Here is a 23460-nt window from a genome sequence, read left to right on the forward strand (position 1 = left end):
GAATTTTGGCTGAATTGGCAGCCGAACTTCGTTGACGCCGTCGTCGAGCCACGCGCCACGCTCAGCGGGTGACGAGATAGTGCGAACTGGCTGGGCGGGGAGTATCGTTTAGGCGTTCTTTCCGCCAACCCTCAAAGGATCTGTCGAGTGTCGCACCCTGAATTTCGCAACGTAGCCATCGTCGCCCACGTCGACCACGGTAAAACCACCCTGGTCAACGCCATGCTGGAACAGTCCGGTGTGTTCGGCGACCACGGCGAGCACGGCGACCGCGTGATGGACTCCGGCGAGCTCGAGTCCGAGCGCGGCATCACCATTTTGGCCAAGAACACGGCCATTCGCCGTGCCGGCAAGGGCAAGGACGGCACCGACCTTGTCATCAACGTCATCGACACCCCGGGCCACGCCGACTTCGGCGGCGAGGTCGAGCGCGGCCTGTCCATGGTCGACGGCGTCGTGCTGCTTATCGACGCTTCCGAAGGTCCGCTGCCGCAGACCCGCTTCGTGCTCGGCAAGGCGCTCGAGGCGAAAAAGCCTGTCATCATTTGCGTGAATAAGACCGACCGCCCCGATGCCCGCATCGACGAGGTCGTGGAGGAAGCGCAGGACCTGCTTCTCGAGCTCGGCGCCAGCCTGGAGGACCCCGAAGCCGCCGAGGCCGCCGAGAACCTGCTCGAGCTGCCGGTGCTCTACACCTCCGGCCGCGCAGGCCGTGCCTCCCTGGAGAACCCGGGCAACGGCGAGCTGCCGGAAAACGAGGACCTGCAGCCGCTGTTCGACGTCATCTACGACGTGCTGCCGGAGCCATCCGCAGAGATCGACGCGCCGTTCCAGGCGCAGGTGACCAACCTCGACTCCTCGTCCTTCCTTGGACGTATTGCGCTCATCCGCGTGTACAAGGGTTCCGTGAAGAAGGGCCAAAACGTCGCGTGGGTCCACTACGACGCTGAAGGTAACCAGCAGGTCAAAAACGTCAAGATCGCGGAGCTGCTGGTCACCGAAGGCCTGGACCGCGTCCCCGCCACCGGCGAGGTTGTCGCCGGCGACATCGCCGCCATTTCCGGCGTCGAAGACATCATGATCGGCGACACCATCTGCGACCCGGAGCACGTTGAACCGTTGCCGCGCATCAAGGTCGACGACCCGGCGATTTCCATGACCATCGGTGTCAACACCTCTCCGATGGCAGGGCGCAACGGCGGCGACAAGCTCACCGCCCGCATGGTCAAGGCCCGCCTGGAGCAGGAGCTGATCGGTAACGTCTCCATCAAGGTGCTGCCGACGGATCGTCCGGACGCCTGGGAAGTCCAGGGCCGCGGCGAAATGGCGCTGACGGTGCTTATTGAGACGATGCGCCGCGAGGGCTTCGAGCTGACCGTGGGTAAGCCGCAGGTGGTGACCAAGGAGGTCGACGGCAAGACCTACGAGCCGTACGACCACATGATCATCGACGTCCCGTCCGAACACCAGGGTGCCGTCACCCAGCTGATGGCTAACCGCAAGGGTCAGATGACCTCCATGTCCAACGCTGGCTCCGGCGACTGGGTGCGCATGGAGTTCGACGTGCCGTCGCGCGGCCTGATCGGTTTCCGCACCACGTTCCTCACCGAGACCCGCGGTGCCGGCATTGCCAACTCGTACTCCATCGAGCACCGTCCGTGGGCAGGCGAGATCAAGGGCCGCCCCACCGGCTCGCTGGTCGCCGACCGTGCCGGCCAGGTCACCGCTTACGCGCTGCAGCAGCTGGCAGACCGCGGCGACTTCTTCGTCGAGCCGGGTGCAGAGACCTACGAGGGCATGGTCGTGGGCGCGAACTCCCGCGACGAGGACATGGACATCAACATCACCAAGGAAAAGAAGCTGACCAACATGCGTTCCGCCACCGCGGACGCCACGGTCACTCTGCAGAAGGCTCGCACCCTGTCGCTGGACGAGGCCATCGAGTTCTGTGACGATGACGAGTGCGTCGAGGTCGCCCCTGAGGCGATGCGTGTGCGCAAGATCATCCTCAACGCCACCGAGCGTGGCCGCGCCCGCTCCCGCGCGAAGCAGAAGAACAGCTAGCCTGTTCTTTCATGCACCAGAGGAGAACGCGTCGCCCAGTTATGCATGCTGCGGCGGCGCTTTCTGCGCTGTGCCTCGTTTCCTCGTGCGCGGCCGACCCCGGCCCGCCGCCGCTGGTGGAGCCGGAAGATCGGCCTGCAGAAGCGTCGCAGGAGACGGAAACCACCTCCTCCAGCGCCGAGGAACCAGACCAGCAGTCGGACAGACCCCAAGCGCAGGTGGGCATCGACCCAATCCGTGCCGGTTTTAACCCGCATTTGATCGGCGACGAGTCCGCCGCTGTCCGCGGCATCGCCGATCTTGTGCTGCCCAGCGCATTTACCCCCGACGGCGTAAAGGATCCCAACTTGCTTGACGGTGCGTCTGTGCTGGCGACTTCGCCAGACGCGTTCACCGTGCGTTACGTGATTGCGAACAACGCGCAGTGGTCCGACGGCACCCCGATCACCGGCGCCGATTTCGCCTATTTGTGGCGCGGCATGACCCAGACGCCCGGTGTTGTGGACCCGGCTGCCTACCGTGCGGTGTCCGACGTGCGCGTCAGCGGGCCCGGCGGCAAAGTCGTAGACGTTGATTTCGCGCAGCCGGTGGGGGATTGGCGCGTGTTGTTCCGGCACCTGTTGCCGTCGCATCTTCTCGCGGCGGACGCGGCTGATTTCGCTTATGCGCTGCGCAACACGGTGCCAGCGTCTGCGGGACGGTACTTGGTGCGCACTGTGGACCGTGCGCACGGAACGGTCACGCTGAACCGCAATGACAGGTTTTGGGGGCCGGATCCGGCGCCGATCGACATCCTCACCCTTGCTGCGACCCGCGAGACGACGCAGGTGGCGGATCAATTGCGCAGCGGCCAGCTCGCTTTCGTGGATATGGCGCCGCAGGACACTACCGCGGATGTGCTCGGTCTCATTCCGGGGGCGCAAACGCGCGTGTTTCCAGGCGCTCGCACGCTCGGCGTCACGATGTCGGCCACGAGCGGGTTGAACGCGCAGGCGCGCGCAGAGGTGCGTTCGCTTGTCGACGTCCCCCTGCTCGCCCACATCGCTGCCCGCCGCAGCACCCACGTGGACGCTGCCTCGCCGACCGCCCCCGGTTCGTTGGCGCTGCTGCACGCGCTCGCCGCGGAGGGCAGGGTGCTGCGGGTCGCTGCGGATGCCGCCGATCCGTCGGCGTCTGCTGCCGCGCGTTCCCTTGTGGATTTGCTCGACGCGGCTGGCGTGCCTGCCAAAGTGGTGGCCAATGAGTTGCCGGCCGTCGCCGGTGGTGGGCTGCCGGCGGGGGAGGTGGACCTTGTGGTGCATTGGCGTGACGACGGCGATTCCGCCGCCACCTTGGCCAGCCGCATCGCGTGCCCGCCTGAGAAGGCGCTCGCCGGCAATCTTTCCGGCTTGTGCTCTGTCGCGGGCGACGACATCGCGCGGCGCATACTTTCCGGCGAAATACCGCCGGCACTCGCCGCCGAGCGCGTCGCGGAGATCGAGGACCGCGAGGTGCTGTGGGTGCCGATTTTGCGCGAGACCCGTCTCGCGGCGACCGCAGGCGGCGTGCGCGGCCCGGGCGCGCCGGTTGACGCGTGGCCCGGCGGGCTGTCGTCGGCTGGCGGGTGGAAGCTGGCCGATACAGTGGGGCGTCGATCAACGATTCAGGAGGTTCAATGACCGCTCGAGACCTTTCCGGCTACCGCGTGGTGGCCGTGCACGCACACCCGGACGACGAGGCGATAACCACCGGTGGCGCCATCGCGGACCTTGCCGCCCGTGGCGCCGACGTGCTGGTGGTCACCTGCACCCTCGGCGAAGAAGGTGAGGTCATCGGCGAGCCGTATCAGCACCTCGTGGTGGACGAGGCTGACCAGCTGGGCGGTTTCCGCATCCAGGAGTTGCAGCGCTCCTTGGCGGCGTTGGGCGCGCGAGGGCAGTTCCTCGGCGGCGCCGGCTGCTACCGCGATTCCGGCATGGCGGGCTCGCCCGCGAGCCGTAACCCACGGGCGTTTGTGAATTCGGGTGAGGGGGCCGTCGAAAAGCTTGCCGCGATCTTTGCACAGGAACGGCCGCACCTCGTGCTCACCTACGGCCCTGACGGCGGTTACGGCCACCCAGACCACATCCGCGCGCACGAGATCACGCATGCCGCGGCACAGCGGGTGGAGATTCCGCGCGTCCTGTGGGCGGTGCGTCTCGCCGAGGAGACAGCGGCGCTCATGCCCGAACAGGTACCGGACAGCTGGCGTTTGCCCGAAGACGGCGAGCTCGACGGTGTGGAGTCGTCTGACGCCGCCATTGCACTCGACGAGCGCGCCTACAGTGCCAAGGTCGAGGCCATGCGCGCGCACGCCACCCAGTTGTGGATCGCGGACGGGCGCACCACCGACGTCAATCCGCACGCCGCGCTCGCTGCCGGGCCGGTGGTCTACTACGCACTGTCCAACCTCATCGTCCAGCCCATCCAACGCGTGGAGCACTACCAGCTTGGCGCGGGGCTTCCGCTTGACGACGCAGCTTCGCTCTTAAGCGGGATCGCGCGATGAGCCACCCCGTCGTGCGCGACGACTTCTCCCGCGGCGAGGCCGTCGCCGGACTGGTCTGGCTCAGCATCGGTGCCGCCGTATCCCTGTTGCTGGAGGTGGTCTACCTCAACTGGTTCTGGGTTGTCGCGGCGCTGCTGTTTAACGCCGTGCTGACGAAAACCGCGCGGCTATGGTCCCAACGCCACGCACTTCTCCCGCTGGGGGTGTGGGCGGTAGCGTTTTTGGTTTCACTTGCGGTGCTGCCGCCAACCGGCTGGTCACTCGCGTTGTTGTTTGCCGGTGTAGCGGGTGGCGTTTGGCCCCTTATCCGCGCGAAGTGACATACTGTGTGCCATGACTTACGTGATTGCTCAACCGTGCGTCGATGTCATGGACCGCGGCTGCGTTGAAGAGTGCCCCGTCGACTGCATCTACGAGGGCAAGCGCATGCTCTACATCCACCCCGACGAGTGCGTCGACTGCGGCGCCTGCGAACCGGCTTGCCCGGTCGAGGCTATCTTCTACGAGGACGACACTCCCGACGAGTGGAGCGAGTACTACGACGCCAATGTCGGCTTCTTCGACGAGCTCGGCTCCCCGGGCGGCGCCGCCAAGACCGGCCCGCAGGACTTCGACCACCCGTTTGTGGCCGCTTTGCCGCCGCAGAACCAGGACTAGGCCGTTGGCTCGCACCCCCCTCGGCTCCCGGCTACCTGATTTTCCGTGGGACACCATCGCCGATGTGCGCGAGCGCGCTGCGGCGCACGAAGGCGGGTTGATCGACCTGTCGGTCGGCGGACCTGTGGACCCGGTTGCGCCGTCGATCCAGCTCGCGCTGACTGAAGCCGCCGCTGCCCCCGGCTACCCGCAAACAGCGGGCACGCCCGAGCTTCGCCGCGCCATCGTGTCCGCACTCGCGCGCCGCTTCGACATCGCCGGGCTGACGGAAAAGTCGGTCTTACCGGTCATCGGGTTGAAGGAAGCTGTGGCCTGGTTGCCCACGTTGCTGGGGCTGCGCGGGGCCACCGTGGTGATCCCGGAGGTTGCCTACCCCACCTACGAGGTCGGCGCGCTCATGGCCGAGTGCACTGTCGTGCGTTGCGACGACCCTTCGGCCGCCCCCCGCGACGCCTCCCTCGTCTTCATCAATTCCCCGTCGAACCCGACCGGGGCAGTGCTGTCGGTCGAGCAGATGCGCGCCTGGGTCGCCTTCGCCCGCGAAACGGGAGCGATCATCGCCTCCGACGAGTGCTACCTGTCGCTGGCGTGGTCCGCGCAGCCGGTGTCCATCCTGCACCCGAAAGTCACCGACGGCGACAACACTGGGTTGCTGGCGCTGCATTCACTGTCGAAGACGTCCAACCTGGCGTCCTACCGCGCCGGCACCATTTCCGGCGACGAAGATCTCGTGCAGGAGCTGCTGCTTGTGCGCAAGCACGCGGGGCTTATCGTGCCTGGTCCGATTCAGGCCGCGATGGTCGCCGCGCTTTCCGACGATGTCCACGAAAAGCTGCAGCAGTCCATCTACGCCACGCGCCGCGTCACGTTGCTCAAGGCACTCACTGAAGCGGGCCTTGCCGTCGACGACTCCGATGCCGGTTTGTACCTGTGGTGCCGTCGAGAAGCGATGAGCTCCCGCGAGCTGCTGGACTGGCTGGCGGAGCGCGGCATCTTGGCCGCCCCCGGCCACTTTTACGGCCCCGCCGGTGCCGACCACGTCCGCATCTCGCTGACCGCCACGGACGAGCGCATCGCGGACGCGGCGAAACGCCTGGTTTCGTAACAACAACCACGCGGGACTACACTTACGAAAGTTTTGTGTAGTTTTCCAAGGAGGTTGGCAGTGACGTTGGAACAGTCCACCGCGCCCACCGCGACACGCGGCAGCACCGCGGTGAGGCTCGCTGCCGGGCTGCGCCAATTCATCAAATTCGGCATCGTCGGCGGCTCGGGCGTGCTGGTCAACTTCGTCGTGTTCTACCTGGCCAACAAGGCCCTCGAAAACGGCCTGCACCTCCACGCCAACGACGTGGTCTCCCAACTCGGCTCCACCCGCTGGAACGTGCGCTGGTACCACGTCATGTCCACACTGGCATTCCTGCTGGCCAACACCTGGAACTACCAGCTCAACCGCTCCTGGACCTTCCGGGGCGTGCACGCGCGTTCGTGGCTGCGCGGATTTTTCCCCTTCTTGGCCACCGGCGCATTGGCATTCGTGGTGTCACTGACCTGCATGACGCTGCTGATGAACCCCACCACCCCCATCGGCCTGCCGGACAGCGTCTTCGACGACTCGTCGGGCCTGCGCACCAAGTCGTACTGGGCGCAAGCTATTTCCACCTTCATCGCGATGCCGGTGAACTTCATCATCAATAAATTCTGGACCTTCGGAAAACCAAAAGGTGCCTCCTAGCTGCGGATTGTGAAATTCTCAGGTTAAGTTATCCACATTTCGGCCACGGTCTTTCGCCGGGGCTTGCGGTGATTTAGCTTCTGGGGCATGACACCATTCCAGCAATTCCTCGACACCCAACCGACCATCGAAGTACTCGTCGGTTTTGAAAAACGCGACGCCATCGCCGCCGGCATCATCCCGAATCTCGCGAGCAAATGGGCCGCACTCCACGCGGTCTATTACGGGGCCACGCGATGGGCCAAACAACAACGCCGCGGACTCGAAGCAGCCCGCGCATTCTCCCTGAGCCAACTCGTCTACATCGAAGACCGCCTCAAAGCCATCCCCAACGAGGCAGAACGCTGGCGCGTGCGCCACAAACTCCTGGAAAAGCGCACCACGCATCACGCATTGAAAGCGAAAGCGGACAAACTCATCCTCAAACCTGCCCGCACGAAGCCGAAACTTAAGGTCACCATCACAAAATCGGTCCACGGAACACGCACCATCCGCGCGACCGTGGACGAGCACGACGCCGCCGACATCGAGCACTACCTGCGCGACGGGCTCGACCCCTCCAAACCACCGGGGCCTCAAATGCTGCGCAGATTCCTCGACCTCATACAAGGCAGCGGGAGCATACCGACGAGCGTTCGTCGCCCCATCGTCGTAGTGGGGCTGGACCAGCATGTGGAGATCCTGCGCGGCGAGGGCGACGAAGTGATCCTCGGGCTGACCGACGGCACCACAATCACCGGGGCCGAATACCTAGCGATGCAACCCGAACTCGACGAGGTGGCGCTGTTTCACCCGGCAGAAGGGCCCGTTAACCTCTACCGCGGCCAGCGCCACGCCAACGATAAGCAGCGCGATCTCGCACGCACGACGCTGACGGTGTGCCCCTGGCCGGGGTGCCGCCACGGCTCCGACTACTGCGAGATTCACCACATGCTGGCGTGGTCGCAAGGTGGCGAGACGAACATGGAAAACCTCGCCCCAGTTTGTCCGTACCACAACCAGATCAACCACGACGATCCTTCGCACACCAACACACGCGGCGGGGTACAGCGCAGGAGCGGCACGCCGACATGGGTCTCGCCCAACGGGTGGCCAGCGGTCAACGGCTACCACCCCTACGGGGCGATGGCAGTGCTGTTCGGCGACGAATGCGCGTGGGCGAGCGCGACGTAGCGGACGATGCGGTCCTCGTGTCCGCGCAGGCGCACAGTCTCGGGGAGGAGGCCGTCGGCGATGAAACCCGCTTTCTCAGCGACTCGGCGCGACGCGGCGTTGCCCTCGGCGACGTGAATCTCCACCCGCGGCAGACCTTGTGCAAAAGCGTGGCCGGTGACGAGTTTGGCCGCCTGCGTGGTCAGTCCGCCTCCGCGGGCCCACGGGGCGGTGTTATAGCCCAGGGTGCCGTCCGGTAGGCGCAGCTCGATGTTGCCGCAGTAGCGACCGTCGACCACGTACGCCCAGCGCTGCACGTGCGGTGGCGGGGCAGCAAGGAATTCCTCTGCATGACGGCTGGTGTAGGGGTGGGGCACGGTTGTCCAGCGCACCGTGTGCGGGTCGTTGCACGACGCCACGATGTCGCCGCGCACCCCTGGCAGCGCCGCCACGTCGCGCCAGGGCAAAAGTTGTAGTTGGCCGTTAGTTGGCATGTAGGGCTTCGTTGAGCTCGATGCCCTTCGCGGGCACCGCCTCGACGGCGCCGGTGACGGAGTTGCGGCGGAACTGCAAACCGTTCGCCCCAGAAAGCTCGAGCGCCTTGATTTCGGCGCCGGCTTCTTTGCCCAGTGCTTCGGCGACCGGGGCGGTCAACACCACCTTGGTGCCCGCAGTGACGTAGAGGCCGGCTTCGACGATGCAGTCGTCGCCAAGCGAAATGCCCACACCGGCGTTCGCACCGAGGAGGCAGCGCTCGCCCAGCGAGATGACTTCCTTGCCGCCGCCGGACAGGGTGCCCATGATGGAGGCGCCGCCGCCGATGTCGGTGCCGTCGCCGACCACAACACCTGCGGAGATACGGCCCTCCACCATGGAGGCACCAAGAGTGCCGGCGTTGAAGTTAACGAATCCTTCGTGCATGACGGTTGTGCCCTCGGCGAGGTGCGCGCCCAATCGGATGCGGTCGGCGTCGCCGATGCGCACGCCGGAAGGCACGACGTAGTCGACCATGCGCGGGAACTTGTCCACTGAGAACACCACGACGGGACCCTGCGCGGCGAGGCGGCCGCGGGTCATTTGGAAGTCGTTGACAGCGCAGGGGCCGTAGTTGGTCCACACCACGTTCGACAACAGACCGAAGATGCCGTCCATGTTCGCGCCGTGCGGGCGGATCAGGCGGTGCGACAGCAGATGCAGACGCAGGTAGACGTCGTACGCGTCCACGGCAGGCTCGGTGAGGTCTTTGATGGCCGTTTCTACTGCCACGCGGGCGACACCTCGCGCATCGTCCGGCCCGACGAGGTCGGCGAAGCGTGCGTCGGGCTCTGCTAAGCGACGCGTCCCGGTTTCCTCAACCGGTTCATCTACCTTGGGGGCGGGGTACCAAACGTCGAGGACGGTGCCGTCGTGGGTGATGGTGGCGACACCGCGGGCAATCGCGGAAGTAGGGGAAACCATGCCCGCTACCTTACGACACCTCGGTTGCGGGTGAGGAACGAGCACGCCACAAGTACGACGGACAAAATGCTCACGCTGATGACTTGGGAGCGTGAAGCGTCGTCGAAAAGCATGAGCACCGCCAGCCCCACAAGCGCCGCCAGCGTCACCCACGGCACCCACGACGCGCCTCGCACTCGCACGGCGGAGGAGCGGATGCGCGGGTGGAGCTTGATAAAGCTCAGCGTGATCATGATCCAGGTGACGATGAGGCAGCCGCCGGTAGCGGACATGATGAAGTCGATCATCCCCGGCGGGTTCCACCACTGCAGGCCCACGGCCAAAAACGCGAACAGCACGGAAACCAGCACCGAGTTGCGCGGCACGCCCGCTGAATTGGTGCGCGCCATCCACGCCGGTGCGTCACCTTCGAGCGCTTGCTGGTAGCCCAGACGGGAGGTGCCGTAGATCTGCGCGTTGAATGCGGACAGCAGCGCAAGCACGATGACGACCTCCATCAAGCCCGCGGCACCCGGGATGTTGGCTATTTCCAGCACTGCGGTGAACGGCGAGTCTGCCGCGGAGTCGGCGCCGTCGATGGCGGCGTAGGGCAGAAGCAGGATGATCACGGCCACGGAGCCGATGTAAAACAGTGCGATGCGCCAGATGATGGAGTTGACGGCGCGCTTGACGTTATCCGAGGGGTTTTCGCTTTCCGCGGCGGCGATGGTGACCACTTCGATGCCGCCGAAGGCGAACGCCACTGCGAGCAGGCCAGCGGCGATGCCGGCGATGCCGTTGGGGGCGAAGCCAGATTCGCGTACGTGCTCGAAGCCGACGAAGCCGCTGGCGGGCAGTACCCCGGCCCACAGCAGCACCCCGATGACCAAAAAGCCGAGGATCACGGCGATTTTGATCATGGCGAACCAGTACTCGAATTCGCCGAATCCTTTCACCTGAGAGAGGTTCACGGCGGTCAGCACGGCGACGACGATCAGTCCGGGCACCCACTGCGGCACTGAGAACCAGCCGGCCATCATGGCGGATGCGCCTGTGAGCTCAGCGCCGCAGGCCATGATGAGCAGGAAGTAGTAGATCCAGCCGAGGAGGAATCCGGCCCAGTGCCCGAACGCCATGCGTCCGTAGGTGGCGAAGGAGCCGGAGGACGGGTGAGCGGCGGCCATCTCGCCGAGCATGCGCATCACGGCGATGACGATTAGGCCGGCGATCGCGTATGCGATGAGGATTGCTGGCCCGGCGGCGCGGATGCCAACGCCGACACCGAGGAACAGGCCTGCTCCGACAGCGGTGCCGAGGCCCATGAGGGTTAGGTGGCGCGATTTCAGGCCGGAGCCGAGGTCGCCTTGGCTTGTCGACGTTCCTTCGGTCGCCATCAGCCTTCCTTCCTCTGCAGGTTCTGGTGGATGGCTCCCGCGATGGCGATGATGCCGACGACGACGGTGACGGCGAGCATTTGGTAGCGGCCGTCCGGATCAGACAGCATGAGTGCGATGACGCCGCCGGCGAGTGCGATCATCACCCACGGCAGCACACCCGGCGCCCACATGCGCACCTCTGTGATCTCACCGGTAGCGACGAGCTTGGGGTGGATGCGCACGAACGACAGCGCGACGACGATCCACAGCACGATCAGGCAGCCGCCGACCGCGTTGAGCAAAAAGGCAAGCAGGCCGGGCGGGTTCCAGTACTGCAGGGCGACCGCCGCGAAGCCGAAGGCGACGGAGACCACGACGGCGCGCACGGGGACGCCGCGTGCGTCGGTGCGGGCGAAGGACTGGGGGGCGTCGCCGCGCGCGGCGAGGTTTTGCATGAAGCGCGAGGAACCGTAGATCTGCGTGTTGCAGGCGGACAGCAGCGCGATGACGATGACGGCTTCCATGATGCCCACTGCGCCTGGAATGTTGGCCATCTCCAGCACGGCGGTAAATGGCGAGTCCGCGGCGGAGTCGGCGCCGCCGATCTGGTCGAACGGCAACAGCAGCACGATCAGTAGCACGGAGCCGATGTAAAACACGGAGATGCGCCAGATGATCGAGCGGATGGCGGAGTGGACGCCGGCTTGCGGGTCCTCGGACTCCGCCGCGGCGACGGTGACCAGCTCGATGCCGCCGAACGCGAACGCGACTGCGAGCAGGGCGGTGGCGACGCCGGACCAGCCGTTGGGCATGAACCCGATTTCGCTGACGTTGGTCAGGCCCACGAAACCGCCGGCAGGCAGCAGGCCGAGCCAAAGTGCGATGCCGATGATGAGGAACGCCACGATCACGGCGACCTTGATCAGGGCGAACCAGAACTCGAATTCGCCGAAGTTTTTCACCGCGGAGAAGTTGATCACGGTAAACATCAGGATCGCAGCCAGGGCGGGAATCCACGGGGAGATGCCGAACCACGCGGCCACGATGGCGGATGCGCCGGTGATTTCCACGGCCATGATCATGATCATCATGAACCAGTACAGCCACCCGATGGTGTAGCCGGCCCACGGTCCGAACGCTTGCTCGGCGTAGGTGGAAAACGTGCCGGAGGAGGGGCGAGCGGCCACCATCTCGGCGAGCATCTGCATAAAGCAGACGGTGATGAACCCGGCGATGACGTACGCGATGAGTACCGCGGGCCCGGCGGCGGCGATGCCCACGCCGGTGCCCAGAAACAGTCCGGCGCCGATGGCGGAGCCGAGGCCCATCATGGTGAGGTGGCGTGTCTTCAGCCCGCGGGCGAGCGCGGTGGAGTCCGCGACGGGGGAAACAGGTGTCGACATGTCGAACACCTTAAACGCAACCTTTTACGTCGAGGGCAATATATTCCGCCTCAGGCGCGTCGCCGCACCACAGGAGAGGTGGAAAACGGCTCGTGTTCGATGCGGATGTCGTCGCGCCCGGCGATTGTGCGCGCGGGCACCTGGGTGCCCGAATCCACGTCGAAGACCATCGTTTCCGGCTCGAGCATGACGCCGACGCCGATTTCGCAGCGGTCGCCGAGGTCGACGCCGATGATGCCCGACGACGGGTGCAAACGGCAGTCCCGGCCCACCCGCATGGGTGCGCGTTCGTGCTCGCTGATCCGCGAAGCCATCAGCGCCGACGACAGTGACAAGTCCGTGCCACCGCCGACGACCACCGCCGAGGACAGCCGCCCCTCGATCCGCGCCGGTCCCAGTGCTCCCGCGTTGTAGGAGACGTAGCCTTCGCGCAGCACCGAGGACCCTTCCGCAAGGTAGGCGCCGAGCCGCACGCGTTCGGCCTCGGCGATGGTCACCCCGGAGGGCACGACGTAGTCGACCATGCGCGGCAGCCGGTCGATTCCGTAGACGTGGATCAGCCCGCGCGCCCGCAGGTTGGTGCGCACGGTTTCGAAGTTGTCGGCCAAACACGGGCCTTTGTTGGTCCACACCACCGGTTCCAGCAGGTCGAGCGCGCCGGACATGTTGATGGTCAGCGGCTCGACCATACGGTGCGACAGCAGGTGCAGGCGCAAGAACACGTCGTGGGCGTCGACCGGCGCTGCGTCGAGGTCCGCGATCTCGGTGCGCACCGGCACGAGTTCGACCAACCGGTCGTGGTCCGCGCCAATTAGTTTCAAAAACTTCGGCGACAGCTCATGGGCGGAGACGCGGTGGGTGCCGGAGGTGGCGTCGATAGGCAAAAGCTCTGGGGATGGAAACCAGGTATCGAGCACTGTGCCATCCATGGCAATGTTGGCGATTCCGACGGCGCGCGCTCCTACAGGCATGGCTGCGAGTGTAAACGTAGGATCGCCGTGTGACTTCCTTAGATCTCTTCGCCGACCCCATCGCACTTACCGCGGCGCTCGTGGACATCGAGTCGCCCTCGCACCACGAGGAGGCGATCGCCGACGCCGTCGAGGAGGCGCTGCGCGGCCTCGCACACGCCGAGGTGTCCCGCTTCGGCAACACCGTGGTCGCGCGCACGAACTTCGGTCTCGGGTCTCGCGTGGTGCTCGCGGGCCACATCGACACCGTGCCTCTCGCCGACAACACACCGCATCGGCTCACAGGTTCGCCGACGGGCGAGCGGATTTTGCACGGCTGCGGCTCTGTCGACATGAAGTCGGGCATGGCCTGTTACCTCAACGCGTTTGCGCGCCTGGCCGAGCCGGGCAAAGCAGCACACGATCTCACGGTGATCGCCTACGAAGGCGAAGAGGTGGCCCAGGAATATAACGGCCTGTTCCATTTGGAGCGCGACCACCCGGAGCTGCTCGAAGGCGACATCGCGCTGCTCGGCGAGCCGTCCGGCGGCATCATCGAGGCCGGCTGCCAGGGCTCCATCCGCGTCTTCGTAGACGCGCACGGCACCCGCGCTCACTCGGCGCGCAGCTGGCTCGGCCACAACGCGGCGCACGATTTGGCCGGGGTGCTCACCCGCATCGCCGCCTACGAGCCGCGCACCGTGGAGATCGACGGTTGCGAGTACCGCGAGGGCCTCAACGTGGTGGGCATGGAAGGATTCGTGGCAACCAACACCATCCCGGACCACGCACGGTTGATCGTGAACTTCCGCTACGCGCCGGACCGCTCGGTGGACGACGCGAAGGCGCACTTGGAGGACACGCTCGCGCTGGAAGACGGCCTGGAGCTGATCTACGACGATGTCGCCCCGGGCGCGCTGCCCGGCCTGGGTGACCCGGTCGCCGCCGGGCTGGTCAAGGCTGTGGGCGGGAATTTCCGCGCGAAGTTCGGATGGACGGATGTGTCGCGCTTTTCTGGCCTTGGCGTGCCGGCGGTCAATTTCGGCCCCGGCGACCCGGGCTTTGCCCACAAGAAAGACGAGCAGTGCCCGGTGGACCAGATCACGCAGGTATCCGGGCAACTGATGGACTACCTGAGCGCGAAGGAAGGCGAGTAAACAATGGCACCGCTGAACATTCCCCGCCCGGACCGCGACCGGAAGCTGCGCGGCCCGATTGCGCTGCGCGGCGCGGACCAGCAGGCCTCCACGCACGATCAGCGTTTGTTGGAGTCGTTGGGCCACGGCGACGGCCAGTGGCGCCATGAGGACCCGTGGCGCGTGATGCGCATTCAAAGTGAGTTCGTCGCCGGTTTCGACGCGTTGAGCGAGATGCCGAAGGCGGTGACGGTGTTCGGCTCTGCGCGTTTGGGGGAGGGCACTGAGGAGTACCAGTTGTCCTACGACGTAGGCCAGGCGCTGGTGGCGGCCGGGTACGCCGTGATTACCGGCGGCGGGCCGGGGTTGATGGAGGGGCCGAACCGCGGCGCGCACGATGCCGGTGGGTTGTCGGTGGGCTTGGGCATCGAGCTGCCGTTCGAGCAGGGGTTGAACGACTGGGTGGATCTGGGCCTGAACTTCCGTTACTTCTTCGCCCGCAAGACGATGTTTTTGAAGTACTCGCAGGCATTTATTGCGCTGCCGGGCGGTTTCGGCACGATGGATGAGGTCTTCGAGGTGGTGTGCATGGTGCAAACGGGCAAGGTGACCAACTTCCCGATTGTGCTGATGGGCTCCGAGTTCTGGTCGGGTCTGGTGGGCTGGATCGAGGACCAGTTGCTTGGGCGCGGGTTGATCTCGGAGGGAGATGAGAAGTTGTTCCTGGTGACGGATTCGGTGGAGGAGGCGGTCTCGCACATCGTGAACGCGCACAAGGTGATGACGGATCAACGGCTCAGGGATGTCTAGGCCGCTCGCGGAGGTGATGGCGATTGTCAACCGCACGCCAGACTCCTTCTACGACAAGGGTGCGACCTTCGCCGAGGAGAAGGCGATGGTGCGTATCGACGACGCGGTGTCCGCCGGCGCGAGCATCATCGACATTGGCGGGGTGAAAGCTGGGCCTGGCGACGACGTATCCGTCGCCGCCGAGATCGAGCGGGTCGTGCCGTTGGTCGCGGCTGCCCGCCAGCGCCACCCGGACGTGACTCTGAGCGTGGACACGTGGCGCGCGCCGGTGGCGGGGGCCGCGATCGCTGCGGGCGCGGACCTGATCAACGACACGTGGGCTGGCTTCGACCCGGAGTTGGTGGAGGTCGCCGGCGCGCACCGTGTGGGGTATGTGTGTTCGCACACCGGCGGGGTGACCCCGCGCACCCGTCCGCACCGCGTGCATTTCGACGACGTGGTCGCCGACGTGATCGCGGAGACCACCGCGTTGGCGGAGCGGGCCGTGAGCGTGGGTGTGCCTGAAAAACGCGTCTTCATCGACCCGACGCACGACTTCGGCAAGAACACCTATCACGGCTTGGAGTTGCTGCGCCGCGTCGACGAGTTGGTGGCGACAGGCTGGCCGGTGCTGATGGCGCTGTCGAACAAGGACTTTGTCGGCGAAACGGTCAACCGCGGTCTCGGCGGCGCGGATATCGCTGAGCGGGTGCCCGGCACGCTTGCTGCCACGGCGTGGGCGGCTGCGCGTGGGGTGGCGGCGTTTCGCGCGCACGAGGTGCAGGCCACGCTGGACGTGATCCGCATGACCGCGGCCATCCAGGGCCAAATGGGGCCCATCCATACTGTTCGGGGGCTCGCGTGAGGGTCAGTGTGGTGATTCCGGCGCTGAATGAGCAGGACACGGTTGCCGGCGTCGTGGAGAAGTGCCGCGCTTCCGTGGCCGAGGAGGTGCTGGTGATCGACCCGGATTCCACCGACCGCACCGCGCAGCGCGCCGCGGGGGCGGGGGCGACGGTGGTGCCGTGGCGCGAGGTGGATCCGCGTGCGCCTTGGCAGGGCAAAGGCGAGGCGCTGTGGCGCGGGGTGAAAGCGGCCGCAGGCGATGTGGTGGTGTTTATCGACGCGGACGTGACGTCGCTCGAGCCGTGGTGGGTCGACGCGCTGGCCGCGCCGTTCGACGACGCCGCCATCCACCTGGTCAAGGCGGACTACGAGCGCACCCGCGCCGGCGGCCGCGTTACCGAGCTGACGGCCAAGCCGCTGTTGCGCGCACTGTTTCCTGAGCTGGCGCACATCCGCCAGCCGCTGGCCGGCGAGTACGCGATCCGCCGCTCGACCGCACTGCGGTTGCCGTTTGTCGCAGGCTACGGCGTTGAAGCGGGGCTGCTTATCGACGTCGCACGCGCCCACAGCCCCGCCGCCATCGCAGAAGCGCGCCTCAGCCCCCGCACGCACCGCAACCGGCCGCTGACGCAGCTGGGCCCGATGGCCGACGTGGTCGCCGCCACGATCCTTTCGCGCGCCGGGGTGGCCGACTGTAAGGTCAGCGAGCGGCCGGCGTGGGTGGACGGTTAAACTAGCCGTCATGCTTTCCTGGATCCTGCTCATCCTCATCCTCGCGCTGCTGAGCATCCTCGGCGTGCGCGTGTTCGCCTCCGTCTTCGGCCGCGGCGAGGCGCTTCCGCCCATGCCTCCATCCGCCGAGGTGAAGGAGGCCAACCGCCGTGCCGTGGAGGAGGGCAACTTCGGCGACATCCAGCTCGAGGTGGTGCACCGCGGCTATCGCATGGACCAGGTGGATGCGCTGCTTCAGCAGTTGGCGGGTGGCAACCTTGGGCCCGTCGATAGGCGGGATGCTCAGGTAGAATCGTCGACAACCCCCATCACGAAGTAAAAGGAGCGTAGACGAATGGCAGCAATGAAGCCGCGTACCGGCAGTGGTCCCATGGAAGCGGTGGAGGAATCCCGCAAGATCGTGATGCGAATCCCGTCCGACGGCGGCGGCCGCCTCGTGGTTGAGCTGTCCAAGGAGGAGGCCGGCGAGCTCGGCCGCCTGCTCACGGAGGCCGCCGAAGCCTAACGCGGTAGTATCGCCACATGCTCAACGACATTGTGGACGTGCTCGCCGATCCGGCAGATCTCACCCCGCTTCGGGGCGAAGACGATTTCACCCGTCTCGTCTCCGAATCGGGGCATTCTTATGACGTGGCCAAGCAGGGCTACGTCACACTCGCCGCGGGCAAGGGGATCGGGCACGAGGGCGACTCGCTGGAGATGGTCAACTCCCGCGAGACGTTTTTGTCCAACGGCTATTTCGCCCCGTTCGTCGAAGCCGTCTCCGACGCGCTCGCCGACGTGGTCGAGCGCGCCGCCGGCGACGCGGACCACCCCGTGATCATGGAGGCAGGCGCAGGTACCGGCTACTACCTCGCGCACACCCTCGACCTGATCGCCGGCGCCCGCGGCGTGGGCCTGGACGTGTCCGTGCCGGCCGCGAAGCACCTGGCCAAGGCCCATCCGCGTGTGGGCGCGGTGGTGGCGGACGTGTGGGAGCAGCTGCCCATCCGCACCGGCTCCGTCCACGCGCTCGCGGTGGTGTTCGCGCCGCGCAACCCCGCCGAGTTCGCGCGTGTGCTTGTCGACGGCGGCGAGGCCGTCATGCTCGTCGCCGATAAAGGCCACCTTGACGAGTTGCGCGACCCGCTCGGCATCCTCGGCGTGGAAGACGGCAAGATCGAGCGCCTCGTGGCGCAGTCCGAGGGCCACCTCGTGCCCGCCGCGGACCCGCAGCTCATCGAGTTCCCCATGCACCTCGAGCGCGATGCGATCGCAGCGCAGGTGGGTATGAGCCCGTCCGCGCGACACCTGGATCCCGGCGTGCTCAGCGCGCGCCTGGCGGAGCTGCCGGAGCAGATGGAAGTCACCGCACGCGCGCAGCTGATCCGTATGCGCAAGGCCTAGACCGAGGCGTTAAAAAACTGCCGCTCCTCCAACGCTGGGAGGGGCGGCAGCGGCGTTTTAGGGGGTTAGCGCACGTAGCCGCGGCGCCACTCGCTGTGGATCTCCGCGCCGTCGTGGGCGCGGGTGCGGATTCCAGAGCAGTCGCCGTCGAGCCACACGCGCGAGGACATGACGACGCTTCCGCCGCCGGCGTAGACCTCCACAGTGGAGCCGTCGACGATGACGGTGATGTTGTCCTCGTCCTCGTCGTGCAGGTCGGCGGTGGCGGGGGAGCCGTCCTTGCGGTCCAGGGTGATGGAGTCGCCGGCGTGGGTGATCACCACGGCCGCCTCGCCGTTTCCGTCGAGGATTTCCACGGTGACCGAGGAGCCGGGTGTGACCTCGCACAGTCCGGCCCACATGCGGGCGCGGTCGGTGCTGTCCACGGCGTCCGGCAGGCCCGGCGCGGGCACCTGGTAGAGGCGCCCGCCCTGCAGGGTGACGCGGCGCGGCAGGGTGAGCGCGTTGGCCCACCCTTCGGCGTCCCAGTTGGGTTCGGCGGTGGGGTCGCCGTTGCGGTCGGTGTTGGTCATGAACCCGTAGAGGTAGGTGCGCTCGTACAGCTTGGCGGTCTCGACCAGGTTGTAGGTGGTGTTGCGCGGGCGGGTGAAGTCGTGGCCGTAGTCGACGATGGTAAACGGCGTGTCCACGCGGAAGACGTTGCCGGCGAGCTCGCCCACGGCGTAGACGGCGGTGTCTTTACCGTCGCGCTCGAGGGTGACAAACAGTACGTCACGGATTGCGCCATCGACCTCGTCGCGGAGGCGGACGATGCGCGGGGCGACCAGCGAGGAGTCGAGGTCGATGCCGGTGTCGCCTTCGAATTCGAGTACGCCTTCGAGCTTCCATTCGCGGCCGTCTTCGGAGGTGAGCACGACCGGCTTCGGCGCGGTTTCGGGCCCGGAGACGGCGAGCATGAGCCAGCCGTCGTGGGCGTCGTCGCGGTCGGTGCCGGCGTCCCAGTCGGGCACGACGCAGGGGGAGCGGAAGTTGCTGACGCCGCCGGCGTCTTCGACTACGGCGCCGAGGCGGGCTGCGGCGGCGGAGACGTCGAGGTCTTCTTCCTCGTCGAGGTCGTCGCCGAGGTGGTCCACGTGGGGTACGTGCGCGACCTGGACGGTGTTTCCGGCTGCGGTGGCGGAGGTGAAGTACAGGTCCACGCCGTCGCCGGCGGGGGCGACTCCGCCAGCGCGCACTGCGATTTCGCCGCCGACGGGCACGATGACGTCGTTGCAGTCGAGCCAGCTAAACGGGTCGTCTTCGCTGATTTGGTGGCCCCAGCGGCTGGGTGCGTCGGGGGTGGGGCGGTATTGGTAGAACATGTTCCACACGCGCTCGTCGCGCCCGCCGGTGCGGTAGATGCCTGCGGGGCCTTCGAGGATGCCGCGCTCGGCGGTTACGTGCAGTTCCGGACGGTATACGGTCATCACATCAGCCCCTTGTAGATATCGACGGTTTGTTGCGCAATAGTTGCCCAGGAGAATTGGGTTTTGGCTCGTTCGAGTCCGGCGGCGCCCATCGCGGCGGCGCGCTGCGTATCGCCTGCGATGGCGTTGACGGCGTCGGCTATGCCGCGTTCGAACCCCTCAGCGTCGTCCGCATCGTAGTCGACGAGGACGCCTGTCTCACCGTCGACGACGACTTCGGGGATGCCGCCGACGCGCGAGGCGACGACGGCGGTTTCACACGCCATGGCTTCGAGGTTGACGATGCCGAGCGGCTCATAGATGGACGGGCACACGAACACGTCGGCAAGCGAGTAGACCTCGCGCACCTTCTCGGCGGGCATCATTTCTTTGACCCAGAAGATGCCGTCGCGCTGGGCTTTCAGCTTGTCGACGAGCCCTTCGGTCTCCGCCGCAATCTCCTCGGTGTCCGGCGCGCCGGCGCACAAGATCAGCTGGATGTCCTCGTCAAAGTGCTGGGCGGCCTTCAACAGGTGCGGCACGCCCTTTTGCCGGGTGATGCGCCCGACGAAGGCGGCGACGGGCTTGTCCGGATCCACGCCGAGCTCTGTGGCGATGGTGCCGGTGTCCGGGTACCACTTCTGCGGGTCGATGCCGTTGAGAACGGTGTGGACTTTAGCGTCGTCGATACGCGGGTACGCGCGCAGGACAGCCTCGCGCATGCCAGCAGAGACCGCGATGACCGCATCGGCGTATTCGAAGGCGTTCTTCTCGGACCAGGAGGACACGTTGTAGCCGCCGCCGAGCTGCTCGCGCTTCCACGGGCGGTCCGGCTCAAGCGAGTGGGCGGTGACCACGTGGGGGATTTCGTGCAGCAGGCCAGACAGGTGGCCGCCGAGGCCCGCGTACCAGGTGTGCGAGTGCACCACGTCCAACCCGGCGGCGGCGTCGGCCATGCGCAGACCGGTGGACAGGGTTTTGATCGCCCCGTTGGCATTGTCCAAAGCTGGGTCGACGCCGTGGGCATAAACGCCTTCCGCATCGCGCGGGGCGCCCATGCAGTGCACGTCCACGTCGACGATCTCGCGCATGAAGCGCGTCAGTTCGGTGACGTGGACACCGGCGCCGCCGTAGACCTCCGGCGGGTACTCGCGGGTGAACATTCCGACTTTCATGACCGCCGAGCCTACTTACGCGCGCGAAAACCTGCAGGGACCTGAAATTCTCATTAGCCTGGCGGTTATGAAAAGCCAGCCACGCGTTCTCGCCATCGTCCTGGCCGGCGGTGAGGGCAAGCGCCTGTTCCCCCTCACAGCCGACCGCGCCAAGCCCGCCGTCCCCTTCGGCGGCAACTACCGTCTGATCGACTTCGTCCTGTCCAACCTGGTCAACGCCGGTTACATGCGCATCGCGGTGCTTACCCAGTACAAGTCGCACTCGCTGGACCGCCATGTGGCTACCGCCTGGAACGTCTCTGGCCCGACGCAGCAGTACATCGCTTCGGTGCCGGCGCAGCAGCGCCGCGGCAAACGCTGGTACTCGGGTTCGGCGGACGCGATTGTGCAGTCGTTGAACCTGATTTACGACGACGCGCCGGACTACGTTTTGGTCTTCGGTGCGGACCACGTCTACCGCATGGATCCGTCGCAGATGGTGGAGGATCACATCACCTCCGGCAAGGCCGCCACCGTCGCGGGTATTCGGGTGCCGCGCTCGGAGGCGCACGCGTTCGGCTGCATCCAGGCTGACGACGACGGAACGATCACCGAGTTTTTGGAAAAGCCCGCGGACCCGCCCGGCACCCCGGACGACCCGGAGACGACGTTCGCGTCCATGGGCAACTACTGCTTTTCCACCGAAGCGCTCATCCAGGCGCTGCTGGAGGACGAGCAGAACGAGGACTCCGACCACGACATGGGCGGCGACATCATCCCGTACTTCGTGGCTCAGGGCGAGGCGAACGTGTACGACTTTTCCCGCAACGAAGTCCCCGGCGCCACCGAGCGCGACCGCGGCTACTGGCGTGACGTCGGCACCGTCGATTCCTTCTACGAGGCCCACATGGACCTCATTTCCTCCCACCCGGTGTTCAACCTCTACAACAAGGCGTGGCCCATCCACGCCACGGAGGACGGCAACCTGCCGCCGGCGAAGTTTGTCATGGGCGGGATCGCGCAGGAGTCCATAGTTGCCTCCGGTTCCATCATCTCGGGCGCGACGGTGCGCAACTCCGTGCTGTCCACGGACGTGCGGGTAGAAGAAGGCGCCACCGTGGAAGGCTCGGTGCTGATGCCGGGCGTGCGCGTGGGCAAGGGCGCGGTGGTGCGCCACTGCATCCTGGACAAGAACGTCTACGTCTCCGACGGCGAGATCATCGGCGTGGACACGCAGCGCGACCGCGAGCGCTTCACCGTCTCCGACAACGGAGTCGTGTGCGTGGGCAAAAGCGAAGTGATTTAGGCGCGCTTGGTCAGAAGCGTCAGCCCGCCGTCGAGGGGCAGGCGCGCCACGGCGGCGCCGTCGAGCGCGAGCGTGTCCACGTAGGCGTCCGCGTCGCGGGCCGCTTCGGTGTCGCGGTCGCGGCGGGTGGTGTCGGCCACGGTGCCGTCGAGAAGCGAACCTGCGATCACGAGCGTGCCGCTGGGGGCGAGCAGCGGCCACGCGGCGTCGATGAGCGGGCGCAGCTCCACCGCCGAAACGTCGGCGTAGATGAGCTGGTAAGCGCCCGTGGCAAGCCGCCCCATGACATCGAGGGGGCGGGAGGTGAGAAAACGCACCCGCGACGGGGCGAAGCCCGCGGCCCGGAAGCTCTCCTTCGCGCCTGCCTGCAGCGCCGCTTCCGGCTCAATGCAGGTCAAGGTCGCTTTGTCGCGCAGGCCGGCGAGGATGTGCAGGCCCGCAACCCCGGCGGCGGGGGTGACCGCGACCGCGCCTTGGGTGCCGCCGGTGCCACCGGTGCCGTCAGCGCCACCGGCGGCCAGGACGGAAAGCAGGTCGCCTACCACGTGGCTCGGGGTGGGCACACCGTTTTCTGCGGCGTCCTCGCGGGCGCGTTGCAACGCCTCGTTCAACGCCTCCGGCAGGTGGTCCCGGCGTGCGTCGATGTAGGTGCTCAGTTGGGTAAACGCTGTCTCACTCACACGGCCAGCATAGCGGGGCGGCGGCGCCCAGTGAGTTCACAGTATCCGCGCTGGCATTTGGAAGGGGGCTCTGCCAGAATGCTTGCTATGACCGTCGAGGATGTTCCGCTGTCCGGTACTGCTGCGTTCGATGCAGGTGAGGGCGCTATGCCGACCTGGTCGGAGCTGGTGCAGGAGCACGCGGACAGTGTGTACCGCCTCGCGTTTCGCCTCTCCGGCAACCAGCACGACGCGGAGGATCTCACGCAGGAGACGTTCATGCGCGTGTTCCGCAGTCTGAAGAACTACCAACCGGGCACGTTTGAGGGGTGGCTGCACCGCATCACCACCAACCTGTTTCTGGACATGGTGCGCCGCCGCGCGAAGATCCGCATGGAGGCGCTGCCGGAGGATTACGAGCGCGTTCCCGGCACCGACATGACGCCGGAGGAGGCCTACAACGTGGCCAACCTGGATCCGGCGCTGCAGCGCGCGCTGGATGATTTGGCGCCGGACTTCCGCGTCGCCGTCGTGTTGTGTGACGTCGTCGGCATGACCTACGAGGAAATCGCCGACACGCTCGGAGTGAAGATGGGTACGGTGCGCTCGCGCATCCACCGCGGCCGCGCGCAGCTGCGGGAGTCGCTGGAGGCGCAGGCGCTTGACGACGCGCAAGCGAAAGAACTCATCCGCGCCCGCTAACACG

The 23460-nt window shown here is 66.4% G+C and carries 25 protein-coding genes; 17 read left to right on the plus strand and 8 right to left on the minus strand.

Translation table 11 applies throughout. The annotated features are described in order from the left end of the window. Nucleotides 1–147 precede the first annotated feature (147 nt). From typA to CFOUR_RS04270, 8 genes are all read left to right on the plus strand, one after another. The gene (gene typA / locus CFOUR_RS04235) at nucleotides 148–2064 is read left to right on the plus strand and encodes a translational GTPase TypA (protein WP_085957528.1); all 1917 of its coding nucleotides are present in this window, start codon (nucleotides 148–150) and stop codon (nucleotides 2062–2064) included. 11 nt (nucleotides 2065–2075) lie between these two features. After that, on the plus strand, nucleotides 2076–3722 hold the full coding sequence (locus CFOUR_RS04240) for an ABC transporter substrate-binding protein (RefSeq protein ID WP_290180065.1): 1647 nt from the start codon (nucleotides 2076–2078) through the stop codon (nucleotides 3720–3722). Then, a complete protein-coding gene (gene mshB / locus CFOUR_RS04245) occupies nucleotides 3719–4591 on the plus strand; it encodes an N-acetyl-1-D-myo-inositol-2-amino-2-deoxy-alpha-D-glucopyranoside deacetylase (protein ID WP_290180067.1) in 873 nt (290 codons plus the stop codon). The genes CFOUR_RS04240 and mshB overlap by 4 nt, the downstream gene beginning before the upstream one ends. After that, entirely contained in the window at nucleotides 4588–4911 is a 324-nt protein-coding gene (locus CFOUR_RS04250) for a hypothetical protein (RefSeq protein ID WP_085957530.1), read from the plus strand. The genes mshB and CFOUR_RS04250 overlap by 4 nt, the downstream gene beginning before the upstream one ends. A gap of 13 nt (nucleotides 4912–4924) precedes the next feature. Continuing rightward, entirely contained in the window at nucleotides 4925–5248 is a 324-nt protein-coding gene (fdxA, locus tag CFOUR_RS04255) for a ferredoxin (protein ID WP_070421608.1), read from the plus strand. 4 nt (nucleotides 5249–5252) lie between these two features. Continuing rightward, nucleotides 5253–6353, plus strand: coding sequence for a succinyldiaminopimelate transaminase (gene dapC, locus CFOUR_RS04260; RefSeq protein ID WP_085957531.1), 1101 nt, complete (start codon nucleotides 5253–5255; stop codon nucleotides 6351–6353). A 54-nt stretch (nucleotides 6354–6407) separates the two neighbouring features. After that, on the plus strand, nucleotides 6408–6983 hold the full coding sequence (locus tag CFOUR_RS04265) for a GtrA family protein (protein WP_413540779.1): 576 nt from the start codon (nucleotides 6408–6410) through the stop codon (nucleotides 6981–6983). A gap of 87 nt (nucleotides 6984–7070) precedes the next feature. Beyond that, complete coding sequence (locus tag CFOUR_RS04270; RefSeq protein WP_085957532.1) at nucleotides 7071–8156, plus strand: HNH endonuclease signature motif containing protein; 1086 nt, start codon at nucleotides 7071–7073, stop codon at nucleotides 8154–8156. Here CFOUR_RS04270 and CFOUR_RS04275 read toward each other — a convergent pair. Genes CFOUR_RS04275 through CFOUR_RS04295 form a run of 5 tightly spaced genes read right to left on the minus strand, consistent with a single transcriptional unit; the run spans nucleotide 8099 to nucleotide 13322 of the window. Further along, nucleotides 8099–8629 carry a GNAT family N-acetyltransferase gene (locus tag CFOUR_RS04275; RefSeq protein ID WP_085957533.1) on the minus strand — a complete coding sequence of 177 codons (531 nt, stop codon included), beginning with the start codon at nucleotides 8627–8629 and terminating at the stop codon, nucleotides 8099–8101. The genes CFOUR_RS04270 and CFOUR_RS04275 overlap by 58 nt on opposite strands. Continuing rightward, nucleotides 8619–9593 (minus strand): 2,3,4,5-tetrahydropyridine-2,6-dicarboxylate N-succinyltransferase, encoded by a 975-nt coding sequence (gene dapD, locus CFOUR_RS04280; RefSeq protein WP_085957534.1) that lies wholly within the window; start codon nucleotides 9591–9593, stop codon nucleotides 8619–8621. The genes CFOUR_RS04275 and dapD overlap by 11 nt, the downstream gene beginning before the upstream one ends. A 5-nt stretch (nucleotides 9594–9598) precedes the next feature. Then, on the minus strand, nucleotides 9599–10966 hold the full coding sequence (locus CFOUR_RS04285; protein ID WP_085957535.1) for an amino acid permease: 1368 nt from the start codon (nucleotides 10964–10966) through the stop codon (nucleotides 9599–9601). Next, nucleotides 10966–12351 carry an amino acid permease gene (locus CFOUR_RS04290; protein ID WP_085958421.1) on the minus strand — a complete coding sequence of 462 codons (1386 nt, stop codon included), beginning with the start codon at nucleotides 12349–12351 and terminating at the stop codon, nucleotides 10966–10968. The genes CFOUR_RS04285 and CFOUR_RS04290 overlap by 1 nt, the downstream gene beginning before the upstream one ends. A 50-nt stretch (nucleotides 12352–12401) precedes the next feature. Continuing rightward, on the minus strand, nucleotides 12402–13322 hold the full coding sequence (locus CFOUR_RS04295) for a 2,3,4,5-tetrahydropyridine-2,6-dicarboxylate N-succinyltransferase (RefSeq protein ID WP_085957536.1): 921 nt from the start codon (nucleotides 13320–13322) through the stop codon (nucleotides 12402–12404). A 29-nt stretch (nucleotides 13323–13351) separates the two neighbouring features. On the opposite strand from CFOUR_RS04295, the gene dapE reads away from it, so the two are divergent. The 7 genes from dapE to CFOUR_RS04330 are packed head-to-tail and all read left to right on the plus strand — an operon-like array spanning nucleotide 13352 to nucleotide 18190. After that, entirely contained in the window at nucleotides 13352–14458 is a 1107-nt protein-coding gene (gene dapE, locus CFOUR_RS04300; protein WP_085957537.1) for a succinyl-diaminopimelate desuccinylase, read from the plus strand. 3 nt (nucleotides 14459–14461) lie between these two features. Next, nucleotides 14462–15247, plus strand: coding sequence for an LOG family protein (locus tag CFOUR_RS04305; RefSeq protein ID WP_085957538.1), 786 nt, complete (start codon nucleotides 14462–14464; stop codon nucleotides 15245–15247). Further along, on the plus strand, nucleotides 15240–16091 hold the full coding sequence (gene folP / locus CFOUR_RS04310) for a dihydropteroate synthase (RefSeq protein ID WP_230471793.1): 852 nt from the start codon (nucleotides 15240–15242) through the stop codon (nucleotides 16089–16091). Before CFOUR_RS04305 ends, folP begins: the two co-directional genes overlap by 8 nt. Continuing rightward, on the plus strand, nucleotides 16088–16804 hold the full coding sequence (locus CFOUR_RS04315) for a glucosyl-3-phosphoglycerate synthase (protein ID WP_085957539.1): 717 nt from the start codon (nucleotides 16088–16090) through the stop codon (nucleotides 16802–16804). The genes folP and CFOUR_RS04315 overlap by 4 nt, the downstream gene beginning before the upstream one ends. Nucleotides 16805–16814: 10 nt before the next feature. Then, nucleotides 16815–17123, plus strand: coding sequence for a cell division protein DivIVA (locus tag CFOUR_RS04320; protein ID WP_179154817.1), 309 nt, complete (start codon nucleotides 16815–16817; stop codon nucleotides 17121–17123). 15 nt (nucleotides 17124–17138) lie between these two features. Then, nucleotides 17139–17309, plus strand: coding sequence for a DUF3117 domain-containing protein (locus tag CFOUR_RS04325; RefSeq protein ID WP_070475087.1), 171 nt, complete (start codon nucleotides 17139–17141; stop codon nucleotides 17307–17309). Nucleotides 17310–17326: 17 nt separating this feature from the next. Then, on the plus strand, nucleotides 17327–18190 hold the full coding sequence (locus tag CFOUR_RS04330; protein ID WP_085957540.1) for a class I SAM-dependent methyltransferase: 864 nt from the start codon (nucleotides 17327–17329) through the stop codon (nucleotides 18188–18190). 65 nt (nucleotides 18191–18255) lie between these two features. Here the strand turns inward: CFOUR_RS04330 and CFOUR_RS04335 are convergent, their stop codons facing one another. Together CFOUR_RS04335 and glgA are read right to left on the minus strand one after the other, a co-directional pair. Beyond that, on the minus strand, nucleotides 18256–19656 hold the full coding sequence (locus CFOUR_RS04335; protein WP_290180077.1) for a GH32 C-terminal domain-containing protein: 1401 nt from the start codon (nucleotides 19654–19656) through the stop codon (nucleotides 18256–18258). After that, the gene (gene glgA / locus CFOUR_RS04340; protein WP_085957542.1) at nucleotides 19656–20810 is read right to left on the minus strand and encodes a glycogen synthase; all 1155 of its coding nucleotides are present in this window, start codon (nucleotides 20808–20810) and stop codon (nucleotides 19656–19658) included. The genes CFOUR_RS04335 and glgA overlap by 1 nt, the downstream gene beginning before the upstream one ends. 67 nt (nucleotides 20811–20877) lie before the next feature. Here glgA and glgC point away from each other — a divergent pair, with 67 nt between their 5' ends. After that, complete coding sequence (glgC, locus tag CFOUR_RS04345) at nucleotides 20878–22095, plus strand: glucose-1-phosphate adenylyltransferase (protein ID WP_085958423.1); 1218 nt, start codon at nucleotides 20878–20880, stop codon at nucleotides 22093–22095. On the opposite strand, the gene CFOUR_RS04350 is transcribed toward glgC, so the two are convergent. Continuing rightward, nucleotides 22092–22775 carry an O-methyltransferase gene (locus tag CFOUR_RS04350; protein ID WP_085957543.1) on the minus strand — a complete coding sequence of 228 codons (684 nt, stop codon included), beginning with the start codon at nucleotides 22773–22775 and terminating at the stop codon, nucleotides 22092–22094. The two genes, glgC and CFOUR_RS04350, sit on opposite strands and share 4 nt — an antisense overlap. Nucleotides 22776–22862: 87 nt before the next feature. Between CFOUR_RS04350 and sigE the strand changes: the two genes are divergently transcribed. Then, nucleotides 22863–23456, plus strand: coding sequence for an RNA polymerase sigma factor SigE (sigE, locus tag CFOUR_RS04355; RefSeq protein ID WP_230471794.1), 594 nt, complete (start codon nucleotides 22863–22865; stop codon nucleotides 23454–23456). Nucleotides 23457–23460 lie beyond the last annotated feature (4 nt).

Origin of the sequence: Corynebacterium fournieri, assembly GCF_030408775.1 — a bacterium.
Lineage (GTDB): Bacteria > Actinomycetota > Actinomycetes > Mycobacteriales > Mycobacteriaceae > Corynebacterium > Corynebacterium fournieri.